15 protein-coding genes and 1 pseudogene are annotated in these 13,487 nt (G+C 35.1%); 2 read left to right on the top strand and 14 right to left on the bottom strand.

Going from position 1 to position 13,487, the window contains the following annotated elements:
- Window positions 1-2: 2 nt before the first annotated feature.
- The 13 genes and pseudogenes from BUA89_RS19795 to BUA89_RS19865 form a co-directional block, all read right to left on the bottom strand.
- A complete protein-coding gene (locus BUA89_RS19795; RefSeq protein ID WP_072962838.1) occupies window positions 3-944 on the bottom strand; it encodes an ADP-ribosylglycohydrolase family protein in 942 nt (313 codons plus the stop codon).
- Window positions 944-1,630 carry an SIR2 family NAD-dependent protein deacylase gene (locus BUA89_RS19800; RefSeq protein WP_072962841.1) on the bottom strand — a complete coding sequence of 229 codons (687 nt, stop codon included), beginning with the start codon at window positions 1,628-1,630 and terminating at the stop codon, window positions 944-946. Before BUA89_RS19800 ends, BUA89_RS19795 begins: the two co-directional genes overlap by 1 nt.
- Window positions 1,627-2,220, bottom strand: a complete 594-nt coding sequence (locus BUA89_RS19805) for an SMI1/KNR4 family protein (RefSeq protein ID WP_072962845.1) — start codon at window positions 2,218-2,220, stop codon at window positions 1,627-1,629. Before BUA89_RS19805 ends, BUA89_RS19800 begins: the two co-directional genes overlap by 4 nt.
- A pseudogene (locus tag BUA89_RS23535) lies at window positions 2,217-2,785 on the bottom strand (O-acetyl-ADP-ribose deacetylase). Before BUA89_RS23535 ends, BUA89_RS19805 begins: the two are co-directional and overlap by 4 nt.
- Complete coding sequence (locus BUA89_RS19820) at window positions 2,715-3,626, bottom strand: ADP-ribosylglycohydrolase family protein (protein ID WP_072962855.1); 912 nt, start codon at window positions 3,624-3,626, stop codon at window positions 2,715-2,717. The pseudogene BUA89_RS23535 and the gene BUA89_RS19820 overlap by 71 nt, the downstream one beginning before the upstream one ends.
- Window positions 3,626-4,855, bottom strand: a complete 1,230-nt coding sequence (locus BUA89_RS19825) for a TIGR02452 family protein (RefSeq protein ID WP_228420639.1) — start codon at window positions 4,853-4,855, stop codon at window positions 3,626-3,628. The genes BUA89_RS19820 and BUA89_RS19825 overlap by 1 nt, the downstream gene beginning before the upstream one ends.
- Window positions 4,856-4,874: 19 nt before the next feature.
- On the bottom strand, window positions 4,875-5,348 hold the full coding sequence (locus BUA89_RS19835) for a macro domain-containing protein (protein WP_072962858.1): 474 nt from the start codon (window positions 5,346-5,348) through the stop codon (window positions 4,875-4,877).
- A gap of 122 nt (window positions 5,349-5,470) precedes the next feature.
- Window positions 5,471-6,541 (bottom strand): adenylosuccinate synthetase, encoded by a 1,071-nt coding sequence (locus BUA89_RS19840; protein WP_072962861.1) that lies wholly within the window; start codon window positions 6,539-6,541, stop codon window positions 5,471-5,473.
- Between the two features lies 1 nt (window position 6,542).
- Entirely contained in the window at window positions 6,543-7,394 is an 852-nt protein-coding gene (locus tag BUA89_RS19845) for a hypothetical protein (protein ID WP_072962864.1), read from the bottom strand.
- A gap of 3 nt (window positions 7,395-7,397) precedes the next feature.
- Window positions 7,398-7,733 (bottom strand): hypothetical protein, encoded by a 336-nt coding sequence (locus tag BUA89_RS19850; RefSeq protein WP_072962867.1) that lies wholly within the window; start codon window positions 7,731-7,733, stop codon window positions 7,398-7,400.
- A 70-nt stretch (window positions 7,734-7,803) separates the two neighbouring features.
- Window positions 7,804-8,352 (bottom strand): prolyl hydroxylase family protein, encoded by a 549-nt coding sequence (locus BUA89_RS19855; RefSeq protein ID WP_072962871.1) that lies wholly within the window; start codon window positions 8,350-8,352, stop codon window positions 7,804-7,806.
- A 30-nt stretch (window positions 8,353-8,382) separates the two neighbouring features.
- Window positions 8,383-8,925 carry an NADAR family protein gene (locus BUA89_RS19860; protein ID WP_072962874.1) on the bottom strand — a complete coding sequence of 181 codons (543 nt, stop codon included), beginning with the start codon at window positions 8,923-8,925 and terminating at the stop codon, window positions 8,383-8,385.
- A 200-nt stretch (window positions 8,926-9,125) separates the two neighbouring features.
- Window positions 9,126-9,803, bottom strand: coding sequence for an NUDIX hydrolase (locus BUA89_RS19865; protein ID WP_072963087.1), 678 nt, complete (start codon window positions 9,801-9,803; stop codon window positions 9,126-9,128).
- A gap of 142 nt (window positions 9,804-9,945) precedes the next feature.
- Between BUA89_RS19865 and BUA89_RS19870 the strand changes: the two genes are divergently transcribed.
- Entirely contained in the window at window positions 9,946-10,566 is a 621-nt protein-coding gene (locus BUA89_RS19870) for a DUF1579 domain-containing protein (protein ID WP_072962877.1), read from the top strand.
- 63 nt (window positions 10,567-10,629) lie between these two features.
- On the top strand, window positions 10,630-11,394 hold the full coding sequence (locus BUA89_RS19875) for a hypothetical protein (protein ID WP_072962881.1): 765 nt from the start codon (window positions 10,630-10,632) through the stop codon (window positions 11,392-11,394).
- A 52-nt stretch (window positions 11,395-11,446) separates the two neighbouring features.
- Here BUA89_RS19875 and lepA read toward each other — a convergent pair whose 3' ends face one another.
- Window positions 11,447-13,243 carry a translation elongation factor 4 gene (gene lepA, locus BUA89_RS19880; RefSeq protein WP_072962884.1) on the bottom strand — a complete coding sequence of 599 codons (1,797 nt, stop codon included), beginning with the start codon at window positions 13,241-13,243 and terminating at the stop codon, window positions 11,447-11,449.
- Window positions 13,244-13,487: the final 244 nt, after the last annotated feature.

Raw genomic sequence — 13,487 nt, forward strand, 5'->3', positions numbered from 1 at the left:
TTTTATTTCATTAATTGAGTTTCTAATTTAATACATAAGTTTTCAATATCATTTTTTCTCGCCAATACATTAGTCCATTCCTCAGGAATACTTTCAAAACCATAATAAATTCCGGCAATTCCTCCTGTGATCGCTCCGGTTGTATCGGTATCTTCCCCTAAATTGACTGCTTTTAAAACTGCTTCAGCATAACTTTCAGAATTGAGAAAACACCATAATGAGGCTTCTAAACTGTGAAGAACATATCCTCCGGAGCTGATTGTATCTTCATGAAATTTTGAAATATCATTCTTTAAAACTCTATCAAAAAGCTGAATCTCTTTTGGGTTAAAAACTTGATTTTCTGCAAATTCCAAAGCTATTTTTTGGGTATGATGATATGCTTCTTTTTTATCTTTTCCTTTAATTAATTCAATGGCAAAAATCACATAGACAAAACATGCAAAAACTGAACGAAAATGTCCGTGAGTAATCGATGAAACTTCTTTTACGGTTTGATATAATTTCTCAATATTTTCTTCGTCTTTAAGATAAAAAGCTAGGGGAAGAGTTCTCATTAAAGAACCATTCCCATTGTCTTCTTCAAAGATATTACCTGAAAATCTGGCGCTTTCTCCTTTCATTAATCTTGCAATGGAATGCCTTGTTGTTCCGCCAATATCGAAAAGTCTTCCATGAGCTGTCCAATGTCCATATTTCACCCATTTCACAAAGCTTTCTCCAATCTTTTCAAGATCATATTCTTTAGTTAATTGTTCTGCAATACAAAGCGTTAATGAACTATCGTCGCTCCAGGTTCCTTTCGGTTGATTCCAGGATCCGAATTCCTGCATGGTTTCAACAGGAAATCTCTTTAAGGTTTCTCGAGTTTTAAATTCCACCGGAACGCCCAAAGCATCACCGATACAAACTCCGAAGATTCCTGCTTTTACTTTATTTTCCATTACGCAAGATTTACCAATTTATCAAACAGCAATTTCATTCCCTGCGTTGCCGTTTCTTTCATCACAACGGCTCTTTGACCGTATCCAAAACCGGTTTCGTTGGGATTGATGACAATTAAAAGACAATCATCTTTGATATCGTGAATTAATCCTGCAGCCGGATACACCTGCAAAGAAGTTCCGATTACCAGAAAAATATCCGCTTCTTTTGCTTTTTTTGTAGCTTCTTTCATCAACGGAACATCTTCACCGAACCAAACGATGAAAGGTCGCAACTGCGCTCCGTCTTCCGCTTTATCGCCAATGTTAATGTCGTCTTTTTGTTCGTAAACCTGATTTTTATTGTTGCAGGAACATGATTTGAATAATTCTCCGTGCAAATGCAAAATATTTGTAGAACCTGCTCTTTCGTGCAAATCATCAATGTTTTGTGTGATAATCTGAACCTCGAAATGTTTTTCTAGTTCTGCCAATAATCTGTGCGCATCATTGGGTTCCACTTCATGAAGCTGACGGCGTCTCTGATTGTAAAATTCCAAAACCAAAGATCTGTCTTTTCGCCATCCTTCCGGACTTGCCACATCCGTAATGCTATGATTTTCCCAAAGACCGTCTCCATCTCTGAAAGTTTTTATCCCGCTTTCGGCACTGATTCCTGCGCCGGTTAATATGGTTAGTTTTTTCATTTGTTTAAAATTTTTTCTCTTAAAGCTTCAACCCCCAATAATATTATTAAAAGAATAAAGATTGGTATTGAAATTATATACATAGGAATATTCTTAAAATGTTGCTTTATCGTTATTCCATATTTTTTATCTGTCTCTTCATTAATGAATGCAATGAAATTGTTTCCTTTCACTTTCGTTATTCTTTTTTCAAAAGCATTCCATAATTCATTAATACATTCATCTCCAAAAATATAAAGTGTAGGATTCCATTTATTTTCAGAAAGATTAAAAAAATAATACGTTTCAAAATTTGAATTAAAATATTCTTCAAAGGTTTCATACTTTTTTATGCATAGAATATTTTGATTCTGTAATAGATTAAGCTTATCCAGCTCCACTCTCAATTCATCGTGAATTTTTCTTAATTCTTTAGCATTTGTTTCAACCTGAAAAACATTGGATTTTTTTCCTGTTTTGTGAAGAAAAGAAATATAAGCTTTTGGAAATCTCAAATTTGATTCTTCTTGAAGATTGTCAATTTCTTCATCCGTCAATCCCTCATTCTGATTTTCAGGATTATTTACAAATCTGAAATTATTATTTCTCATTCTTCTAAAAGCTTTTTATAAATCTCTTCATTTTCATCATCAAAACAGACAAAAATAATTTTTTCGATGACATCTGAACTAAATTTCTTGACCTCATTCACAGCAATCTTTCCAGCCAATTCTTTTGGAAACCTGTAAATTCCTGTGCTGATATTGGGAAAAGCAATCGTTTTTACATCAAGACTTTCTGCCAATTTCAATGATTTTGATAACAATTTGCCAATAATTTCGAAGATTTTTCCTCATTTCCATTCCAAACCGGACCGACGGTGTGAATGACATATTTTGCGGGAAGACTTCCAGCAGTTGTTATCACCGCTTCACCCGTTTTGCATTTTCCTTGTCGGTTTCTGATTTCGATACATTCGTCTAAAATCTGCTTTCCACCTGCACGATGAATGGCTCCGTCAACACCGCCTCCGCCGAGTAAGGAAGAATTGGCTGCGTTGACGATGGCGTCTACTTGTATTTTGGTGATGTCACCTTTTATTAATTCAATTTTCACAAAATTTGCTGTTTTTCCAGTTTTCAACATTTTTAATCCAAGTTGGAATTGTATTTTCATTGGAACATAAAATACTTACTCCTCCAGCCATTGCGCAAGTTGTATCTCTGTCGCCCAAAGCTGAAACGGTATTCCAAAGACAATCTTCAAAATTGTTTCTATATCTCGAAAGCATCCAGATAACAATCGGAACGGTGTCCTGAACGGTCATCTTGATTCCATTTCCTAAAGTTTTGACTAATAATTCAACACTTGGATTTCCATCTAAATACAACGCTTTATTCAATTTACTTTTCATATCCGAATCATCCAATTCATTTTGAATTCTTTGAACAAAATCCTGTTGATTTAATTGTATTAATCCCACTTTTTCCTGAACTGCAAAAGCTGCCGCCAAAGCAATGGCTTTTGTTCCTTCTATTGCTTCTTTGTTGGCGTGAGTAACTTCGCAGGAAAGTTCTGCATTTTGTTTAAGCTGAACTAAATCATCATAAAAATAAGCGCCAATTAAAGCCGCTCTCATTGCTCCACCATTTCCCATTGAACCTTGTCCTTCAAATTTTGAATAAGAAACATCTTTCCAATTTTCCCCGCTTTTTATCGCTCTGAAATACTGATGCATCGAAGGTCCGTAACCTCTGTTGATGTCCAAGTAATAATTTTTCGTAAACTCTTCTGCTAAAAAATACTGATTGATTTTGCCGAATTTTTCTAAAGATTTGAAAACGGCAATTGTCATAATCGTATCATCGGTAAAATCCAAAGGACTTTCTGGAATAATTCTCTGATGAATGTGGGTTTTAATCAAACTTTCTTCCCCGAAAAAACTTTCTCCAAAAGCATCGCCAATAGAAATTCCCTTTAAGGATTTTGAAGCAAGTAAAAGTTTATTTGTTCTCATTATATTTCTTCGAACGGTCGTATCATCTCTTCTTTCTTTGAAAGAATCGCAAAAACCACTCTTTTAAATTTATTTTTATACTTTCCGTGAAGATGCTTTTTAAACAATTCTGCAATTTCTTTCGGATCATTTTTGAAAACACCACATCCCCAAGCTCCTAAAATTAAGGTTTCATTTTCCCGATGTAGAGCCAAAGCCAGCATTTTATCTGTTCTTACATCCATCGCTCCGAAAATTTCGTGAGCCCTTTCCGGTTCCTGACGTTTGACAACTCCTGCATTCACCGCGGGAGACGTGATAAAATTACATAAAACCGGTTTCGGCAACAATTCACCTTTATCCTTTCTGAAAACAGGAACTTTCGGGCTGTAAATCATCATATCGGTGTAGAAACAAGATTCCATTTCGCGATGAATTTTGTAATAATCCCAACCTTGAAGCAGACTTTCATGCAATCCTGAAGTTCTCGCCAGGCTTTCTTCCTGAGCTTCGGCTCCGTTGATGAAACCTCCTCCCGGATTTTTTGCTGATGCGAAATTCAAACACATCAGTTTTTCCTGATTTTCTTCTTCGGCTAATTGTAAAATCGCTTTTAAAGAACTGCATCTCCAAACTTCAAACTGCGTTTCAAAATGGGTTTCAGGAAGTTCGTTGTCTGCCAATTCTGAAAGTTTTTCTGGGTAAAACAGAACTGTTCCTTTTATCGAAGCTTCCAGTTCGTTTTCTATATTTATTTTTTCGTTGTGTTCGTTTATATAATATTTCCTGGCCAAGATTTCCAATGTATCTTTTGCCATTCCTTTATTGGTCATCGTTAGTTTTTTTATGTTTAACAATAAATTTTCTACATCAGCATTTGCAGGTTCTTTAAAATCTTTTCCCATAAATACTTTCGTCACTTTAATATCTCCTACAATCGCCTGATTAAAAGTATCCAATTCTTCCGAAGGAACCCACAGTTCATTGTGATTTTTAGCGCCAACATTTTGCGCAGGATATTGATTGACAACTTCTTCTAATACTTCAAATTCGGTTACAAATCCAAGATAATTTCCTGCTTCATCTCTTGTGTTCCATTTTTCTGCGATTTCGGAAGCGTAGCCTTCATCCAAAACGGGATAGAAAATGGGTTGCCATTCGAGTCTTGGAGGAAATTTTTTGAAATTGCTTCCAATAATTAAAATCATTTCTTTTTCTCCGACGGGTCTGTATAATGTTTTGGTTTTCATGGTTGTGTTTTTAATTTATTTATTCAAAATCATAAACATATACTTCCACATTATTTTTCAGCAAAGTTCTTTCGATAATTGGTTCGATTTCTTCCCATTTTCCACCAGCCAAACCGCAACCAATTCTTGGCATATGAACACTAGCATTTAATTTTAAAGCTTCATCAGAAAGTTTATTTAGACACTGTTCAACTGCTTCATATCTGATAGGTGAAATTCTTTTTGAATTGGAAATTGTTTTATGCTGACCAATCATATTGCATACCCAAAGATCATTTTCAACCTGAACCATTTGAGTTTCTCCAAGTGTAAAATTTGCACTGTTTTGAAACCACTTTCTGTATTCATTTTCAGGCTTTTTCCATCGTTTTGAAATGGCTAAAACAAAACCTTTTCCCCAACCACCGATATCGTTACAGATATGAGTGATGATTTTATTTCCTTCGGTTTTCGGATTTGTTGCGTCGCCTTTTAAATATGTTATAGTTTTCATGGTTATTTTTATTTAAGTTTTGGCTAAAGCCATTGGATTTTTTTCATGATGAAAATAGGCTAAAGCCCACTCCTATTGATGTTATGATTGTGTCTAATTATTTTATTTAATCAATATTCTTATCAATCAATTCTTTTAAAATCCCTTGAATAAGGTGAATAAGATCCAAAAATCTGATCAAATTTCACCTTAAGATTTTCTATTTCAAATTTTTCATCTAACTGATCTAAGCAAGTTATCACCAGATTTTTCTTTTGAGCAACACCATAGGCTTCATCCACTTTCAAGGCATAATTCAACAACCCATAATCCAAATTTCCGAAACGCAAATCCTTTTGAAACTCATTAAATGTACAGGTTTCTTCTTCATTATTTTTCAGATTTAATGATTTTTCATTGCTCATCCATCCACTTCCGTGACGGGTTGAGTAACTTCTGGTCACATAAAACATTTCAATGTTTTCAATTTTTAATAACTGACAGATTTCATAAGCGTTTTTAGAAGTCGTATTTGCATAAGTCACATTCGGAAAAACACCATGATCCATATCCAGTAAAATTCCCTGGCTTCCTTCAAAAATAAGACGATTAAATGATTTCAAGTAGTCATAACCTTCTATTTTCCAATCCATTTTATCAATCGCTTCTAAAAAATCCTGCAAAGCATTTTCAATTTCTTCTCCTTCTTCAAAGCCATAGTAATTGGCAATTCCTTTTAATTTTTCAATCAGCATAGGTCTTGGAGCGATTAAATCAACTGCAAATAATTTAAACGGGCTTTCATTTCTTTTCATTGTTGCACCTACTCCTTTTCCGCAAGTTCCGTGCTCTAAATTTTTGATATTCTTTCTGTTGTATAAAACATCAAAAGGAGTTGTCACTTTTGCTAAAGGGTGGATTGTCAATTCAACATTTCCACTTTTTTGCATTAGCTCTTCCCTTTCATTGAACAAAAATGTCGGATGAACCGTACAATGTTCCGTAAAATAGGAAGGCAAACCACGCAGCGCGCCACTCGCAAAGCTGGAATGAATGTGCTTTTTATTGTCAATGATCACCGTATGAGCCGCCTGTTGACCTCCAGAAAACCGAATAACTACAGACTCAGGATGTTGCTGAGCCAGAAAATCGGTGGTAATCCCTTTACCTTCGTCCCCAAATCCTAAGCCTATAATTATTTGTGCTGTTTTCATTTTAATACATTTGAATATTATCTAATCCTTTTAAATCCTTTGTAGCAAAGCTATCTTTAAATTTACTGCAAACCACATCTTTAATCACTTTCGGAACATCTCTGTAATCTTCGATAGACAAACAGTTTTGCCCCAGCAGATCTTTCCAACCTTTATCAGCATTAACCGCTTGTCCGGAATGCAGAACGCTGATGTGAAAAACCTCATATTTTTTCTGAGCTTCTGCCAGCAATTCCGTATGTTTAAAGGTTTGTTGACCTGTTCCCATAATCTCTCTGATCGCTGAAGCAGGAAGTGTTTTCAGGCAAGGTTCATCGCCAACTGTGAATAACAATCCTTTCTGGTTTCTCTTTTCAAAAGCATCCGTTCTCGTGTGAAAAGCGGCAAAATACCAAGCCAGTAAATAACTTTCTCCTGCATTTCCTCCACCTCCGGACTCGATATACGTTCTTGTCAACCACATATCAAGCTCTTCATCTCCCGATTCAAACTGGCCAACTTGTAAGGGATAACCATCACATTCATGATCTCCTATTCCTAAGAATAAGAGCGCCGGATCAGGAACTCCACCCTGGATAATTCCGCCCATTAGTTTTGGAAGACCTTCCTGAATCAAATCATAAGGAATATGTCCCATACTTCCCGTCACGTCCAGTCCTAAAATGATCGGAACTGAATTAGGATGTACTGCGGAATCCCTTGATTCCCTGAAAGAAATACCGTGTGGATTCATCGATTCATGTGCTTTTCTCTTTGCATTCTGCGTGAAAATTTCACTTGCAGATTTTGATGCATATCCTGCTTTTTTTGCTCTGTCAAAACGAGCGTCCATATCGTATCTTGTACCTCCCATAACTTAAATTTTTTTGCCAAATAAATATTCAAATCTTTTTCTTGTCAGTTCTAATTGAATATTTAAATTTCTGATGATTAATGATAATTCTATGTCTTTCTGAACGAATGCTTCCGGCTGAAAATCAGCGAATGTCAAACTGTTTTTGTCTAATGGGCTGATGTCGATTAAACCTTCCTGTTCTCTTTCCAGTCTTTTGATTTTCAGTTCGATATCTTCTACTTTACGCCTATAAATGAGCTCTGCGTCTTCTCCGATAATTCGGGCACGGTCTTCTCTGATCTGATCATTATTTCTCTGTAATGACTCGATGAATCTTGGTTTTAAGTCTTCTTCCATAATTCACTTTATTTTGTGTTCGTTTTACGCTAATTAAAAACTGCATGGTTTTGTCATAATTCTTTTCGAACTATTTTTTAGAATACATGACATCCGTTCTCAAAACGTACTTTAAACCATTGATTAAAGTTTTTCCTTCGTGTCTCAAAGGATGGTAAAAAACCAATGCAGAACCTTTCTTCGGAGCAACAGTAAATAAATTTTCGAATTCTGTTTCTCCGCCTTCAAAATCATCATTCAAGTAAATCAGAAAGGTATAAAAACTTTTCTCATTTACATTTCTGATGTAGCTTCCATCCCTATGCATTTTGAATCTTTGTCCTGAAGAATATTTATAAATTCTGAACATTTCATTAAAATCCAAAACGTTATAGTCGTCATGAGTCTGAGGAAGAAATTCAGCCGCTTTTTTAAAAAGATTTTCGGCCAAATCGTTATCAAAAATCATCAGTCGATCGTTATTTCTAACTCCTTTGCTCATCATTTGCCGGCCACCCATATTGATTTTGGCTTCTTCAAAGACTTTATCTTTTGTTAACTCAATATAATGATCACATTCTTCATCGGTCAGAAAATTCTCGATTACGAAAATTTGTGGGTGTAATTCTTTCTTTTTCATAATGAATACTTTGTGTTGGGTTATGTGTTTTTACCTTCTTAATTCGTCTCTTACTTCCATCAAAGCAAATCCTAACAGATTTTCACCATTCCATAACAGTGGATTTTCTGCTCTCGTATCTGTTTCCAGCATTCCGATTCCCCAGATTTTATCGTAGGGACTGGCTTCTACCAAAATCTTATCATTTGTTGAAAGCAAAAATTCCTTAAACTTTTCATTTTGAGAAAATTTCAAAAGATTTCCCTGCTTTACAATGTCATACTTATGGTCATCCCAGCTTTTCGGATCAAAATTTTTGACTTTTCTGCCTAAACTTTTCGCCTGATTGGGAGAACTTGCTTCTAATATTTTTCCTAAAATCTCCTCATCATTAAATAATTTTGCTTTTCCGGCCATCATATAATGTTCAGCTGTTTTGTAAACAATTCCGTTTTCTTCAAACTCAAAAGGAAACCATTGACTGAAACATGCTTTTGTAATTTCATCTTTCACCGTATGCCCCCAAAAGAATAAAAACTTCAGCTTTTCTTTTCTCTGGAATCTTTCAATTATATTTTGTAAGTGATATTTCATTATTGCGTTATTTTTACACAAATGTAAAAAATTATGATTTTATTCTCCAAATCTATTTGTGTTAATTTTACGCTAATTATTTTAATATATTGATTATCAGTGTAAAAAATTTATCTTATTAAAACACTTATTTCTCCAATATCTTCACAAATGGGTATGAATTTGAATCTTTGAATGAGTTGGAAACTAATAGATTAAATTTATTTGATTTCAAAATAGAACCCCTGCTCCTCAAGCTCCTTATACTTTTCTTCATTGAAAGTAAATAACTTTCCGGGCCTTCCGCTGCCTTCTTTTTTTAACGTATTGGTATCATTGAGCAGTCCGTAGCTCATGATTTTTTTACGGAAATTTCGGCGGTCAATTTCTTTTCCGATAATGGTTTTATAAAGATTTTCCAAGTCAGAAAAGGCGAATTCTTCATTGAGAAGATTGAACCCGATCGGTTGATACTGGATTTTGGTACGAAGCCTTTTTAACGCAAGGTCGATAATCGTTTGATGGTCAAAAGCCAGCTTCGGAAGCTGATTCACACTGAACCATTGTGCATCATCTGCATCAGAATCGGCAAACAGTTCATGATAAGAAGGATTTACAAGTCCCAAATAAGCTATCGAAACTACCCTGTTTCTTGGATCGCGACCCACATTTCCAAAAGTATAGAGTTGCTCCAGAAAATCAGGCTTTATGCCCGCTTCCTCATATAATTCTCTTTTTACGGCATCATCCAAATTTTCATCATCCAAAACCAATCCGCCGGGAAGTGCCCAACCACCTTTGAACGGCTCAATATTCCTCTGAATCAACAAAAGTTGAAGGTCTTTCTTATCAAAATATCCGAAAATAACAGCATCTACAGCAACTTTGATGTCTTGGATTTTTTTTGGAGTATTCATTGAATTAATTTGCGTTACGAATACACAAATTTACAATTTAGATTGAACAATATCAAATTTAAAATAAAAAAATTTTGTCTTGTTATTTTGATTAAATTTATAAACAACTTAAAACTAAACGATTATGAAGAATTTATTATTTGCAGCCTGCACTGCTATTCTGTTTACAGCTTGTGATAAAGTAAAAATGGATGTAAAAACTGAGAAAAGCGAAGAATGGAAGCCAGTAGATTCCGCAACGGCAACCAAAGCCTGGATGGACTATGCCACTCCCGGTGAAATGCAGAAAATGATGGCAAAATCAGACGGAGCTTGGTTAGGAGAAAACACCATGTGGATGGAAAACGGCGGAAAACCTATGACGAGTAAATCTGAAGCCACCAACAAAATGATTTTCGACGGCCGCTATCAGGTAAGTGAACATAAAGGCGATTTTATGGGAATGCCTTTTGAAGGAATGAGCATTGTTGGCTATGACAATTCTAAAAAGAAATTTGTGAGCACTTGGATCGACAATATGGGAACCGGAATTATGCACGGAGAGGGCGATTGGAACCCATCCACAAAATCCATCGAGTTCAAAGGAAAAATGACTGATCCTTCAAGACCGGGAAAAGATTGTGATTTCAGGGAAGTGTTTACGTTTATTGATGATAATACTCAGAAAATGGAAATGTATGGACCTGATTCGAAGACTGGGAAAGAATATAAAACCATGGAAATAAAATATACCCGTAAAAAATAATTAAAGCCGCTTCAATTTGAAGCGGTTTTTTTGTACATTCAAAATTCTTAGAAAAAGATTTGAATGAATAAATTTCTTTTGATTTTAATTGTACTCTTGATAAGCTGCAAAGAGGAAAAGTCTTTTGCAGATGATATTGTTCTGAGTTTTCCAAAAGGTGAGAAAATGAGAATTGAAAAATTTAATACTGATAGTTTTGATTTCGGTAGTAATTTGGTTTATAAAGGATTTTCAAAAGATACTATTCAAATAAAATATTATCAAGACATCAACTGGATACCAGTACCTCCTGCTGTTGGCCAAAAACAACAGTCAAGTTTTATTCTTAATCAGTCACTTCTGCCATATTTTTATAAACAACCTTTTCAAGGAATCTCTTCAAAAAATGTAAAAGTAACTGATGATTTAAACTCAGAAAACATTGAAATTATTGTTAAAGAAAAAGATACAATTCCACTTTACAAATTAAGAAATGACAAAGTGGTTAGTTTTAAATCATATGCCGTTTTCATCAAAAACATTTCTGCAAAACAACTGAAAATTAATACTGATTACCTAAGATACTCTAGTCCTTTCATAAAAAATAAAGATGATAAATGGCAGAAGGTTTTAAATACACGATATGCAGTTAATAGTTGTATTCCCCCAGCATTTCCCTCTTTTTTCACCTTAGAACCTAATGAATTATTTATCATTGCGATTCCGTATTTTGCAGGAAAAGGTCAAAAACAATTTAAAATTAAAATCGATAGTGCAACTTCAAAAATTTATAAATCTTCAATAAATGAGCAAATCATGAATAGTCAAAGAAAAGAAATACTAGAATAGAAAAATCCGCAGATGTTTTCTGCGGATTTATATTTAAAACCATCAATAGTGGTTAATCATTCAACTTCAAAACAGCCATGAACGCCGATTGTGGTACTTCTACCCTACCAATCTGCTTCATTTTCTTCTTACCTTCTTTCTGCTTTTCCAAAAGTTTACGTTTTCTGGAAATATCTCCTCCGTAACATTTTGCGGTAACGTCTTTTCTTAAGGCTTTAATCGTTTCTCTGGCAATAACTTTTGTTCCTAAAGCCGCCTGAACCGCAATATCAAATTGCTGTCTAGGGATCAGCTCACGAAGCTTTTCACACATTTTTTTACCGATGTGATATGCATTAGAGTCGTGGATCAATGAAGAAAGTGCATCTACCATATCTCCGTTGATCAGGATATCCATTTTTACAAGCTTAGAAGCTCTAAAACCTATCGGATGATAGTCGAATGAAGCATACCCTTTAGAAATTGATTTTAAACGGTCGTAAAAGTCAAAAACAACCTCAGCCAAAGGCATATTGAAGATCAGCTCAACTCTTTCTGATGTTAAATAACTTTGATTAACGATTTCTCCTCTTTTTTCTATACAAAGCGTCATTACAGAACCTACGAAATCAGATTTAGTGATGATGGAAGCCTTAATGAAAGGCTCTTCTACTCTATCCATAATCGAAGGATCCATCATTTCAGACGGGTTGTTAATCAGGATCGGAACTTCCGGTTCTTTTTTCGAGTATCCAAAATAAGACACGTTCGGAACCGTTGTGATCACGTTCATATTGAACTCTCTATCTAATCTTTCCTGAACGATTTCCATGTGAAGCATTCCTAAGAATCCGCAACGGAAACCGAAACCAAGAGCCGCAGAACTTTCAGGTTCGAAAACCAGAGAAGCATCATTCAGTCTTAATTTTTCAAGAGAGAACCTCAATTCTTCAAAATCCTCGGAATCAATCGGGTAAATACCCGCAAAAACCATTGGCTTTACTTCCTCAAAACCTTCGATCGGTCCGGAAGCCGGATTTTCAAAAGACGTAATCGTATCACCCACTTTTACTTCTCTTGCATCTTTAATTCCTGAAATCAGATATCCAACGTCTCCACACTGGATCGTTTTCTTCGGAACCTGTTTCAGCTTTAAAGTACCCACTTCGTCAGCACCATATTCTTTTCCTGTTGCGAAGAATTTTACTTTTTCGTTTTTTGAAATACTTCCGTTTACCACTTTGAAATACGCCTCAATTCCTCTGAACGGATTATAAACCGAGTCAAAGATCAAAGCCTGAAGTGGCGCATCCGGATCTCCAACCGGAGCAGGAATTCTTTCCACAATCTGCTCCAGCAAATGGTGAACTCCTTCTCCTGTTTTTCCGGAAACTCTTAAAACGTCTTCATATTCGCAACCGATAAGATTCATGATTTCGTCGGTTACTTCTTCAGGATTTGCAGAAGGAAGGTCAATTTTATTTAAAATAGGGATGATCGTTAAATCATTTTCCAATGCTAAATACAAATTACTAATCGTCTGTGCCTGAATACTTTGCGCAGCATCCACAATAAGAAGTGCTCCTTCACAGGCAGCAATTGAACGGGAAACCTCGTAAGAAAAATCTACGTGTCCCGGTGTATCAATTAAGTTTAATATAAATTTTTCGCCTTTATATTCATAATCCATCTGGATGGCGTGAGACTTGATCGTAATCCCGCGTTCTTTCTCCAAATCCATATCATCCAGCGTCTGAGACTGTAATTCTCTTTGGGTCACCGTGTTGGTATACTCCAAAAGACGATCCGCCAAAGTACTTTTACCGTGGTCGATATGGGCGATTATGCAAAAATTTCGTATGTTTTTCATTTAAGAACCTTGTAATTTGCAAAGATAATAAAATGCAGCATAATTCCTCATTCTTAATTTTATAGAGTGAAAAATTAACTTTTAAATATTAACATCATTCAAATATAACCGCAAAAGGGACAAAAGACTTTATTGAATTTATTTAAAAATTTGCAAAGAGAAAAAATTGAATTTTTTTTTAACTGATGTTCTTCTTTTCATTTACATATTAAACTTAAAAAACTAAGGTGCTAAAATCTTTTGG

Origin of the sequence: Chryseobacterium arachidis (genome assembly GCF_900129245.1) — a bacterium.
GTDB lineage: Bacteria > Bacteroidota > Bacteroidia > Flavobacteriales > Weeksellaceae > Chryseobacterium > Chryseobacterium arachidis.

Bases quoted from the DNA above. Each gene is read 5' to 3' on its own strand.
- BUA89_RS19795 (WP_072962838.1), bottom strand. From the start codon at position 944: ATGGAAAATAAAGTAAAAGCAGGAATCTTCGGAGTTTGTATCGGTGAT.
- BUA89_RS19835 (WP_072962858.1), bottom strand. From the start codon at position 5,348: ATGAAAACTATAACATATTTAAAAGGCGACGCAACAAATCCGAAAACC.
- BUA89_RS19850 (WP_072962867.1), bottom strand. From the start codon at position 7,733: ATGGAAGAAGACTTAAAACCAAGATTCATCGAGTCATTACAGAGAAAT.
- BUA89_RS19860 (WP_072962874.1), bottom strand. From the start codon at position 8,925: ATGAAATATCACTTACAAAATATAATTGAAAGATTCCAGAGAAAAGAA.
- BUA89_RS19805 (WP_072962845.1), bottom strand. From the start codon at position 2,220: ATGAGAAATAATAATTTCAGATTTGTAAATAATCCTGAAAATCAGAAT.
- BUA89_RS19840 (WP_072962861.1), bottom strand. From the start codon at position 6,541: ATGAAAACAGCACAAATAATTATAGGCTTAGGATTTGGGGACGAAGGT.
- BUA89_RS19875 (WP_072962881.1), top strand. From the start codon at position 10,630: ATGAATAAATTTCTTTTGATTTTAATTGTACTCTTGATAAGCTGCAAA.
- BUA89_RS19855 (WP_072962871.1), bottom strand. From the start codon at position 8,352: ATGAAAAAGAAAGAATTACACCCACAAATTTTCGTAATCGAGAATTTT.
- lepA (WP_072962884.1), bottom strand. From the start codon at position 13,243: ATGAAAAACATACGAAATTTTTGCATAATCGCCCATATCGACCACGGT.
- BUA89_RS19870 (WP_072962877.1), top strand. From the start codon at position 9,946: ATGAAGAATTTATTATTTGCAGCCTGCACTGCTATTCTGTTTACAGCT.
- BUA89_RS19820 (WP_072962855.1), bottom strand. From the start codon at position 3,626: ATGAGAACAAATAAACTTTTACTTGCTTCAAAATCCTTAAAGGGAATT.
- BUA89_RS19800 (WP_072962841.1), bottom strand. From the start codon at position 1,630: ATGAAAAAACTAACCATATTAACCGGCGCAGGAATCAGTGCCGAAAGC.
- BUA89_RS19845 (WP_072962864.1), bottom strand. From the start codon at position 7,394: ATGGGAGGTACAAGATACGATATGGACGCTCGTTTTGACAGAGCAAAA.
- BUA89_RS19825 (WP_228420639.1), bottom strand. From the start codon at position 4,855: ATGAAAACCAAAACATTATACAGACCCGTCGGAGAAAAAGAAATGATT.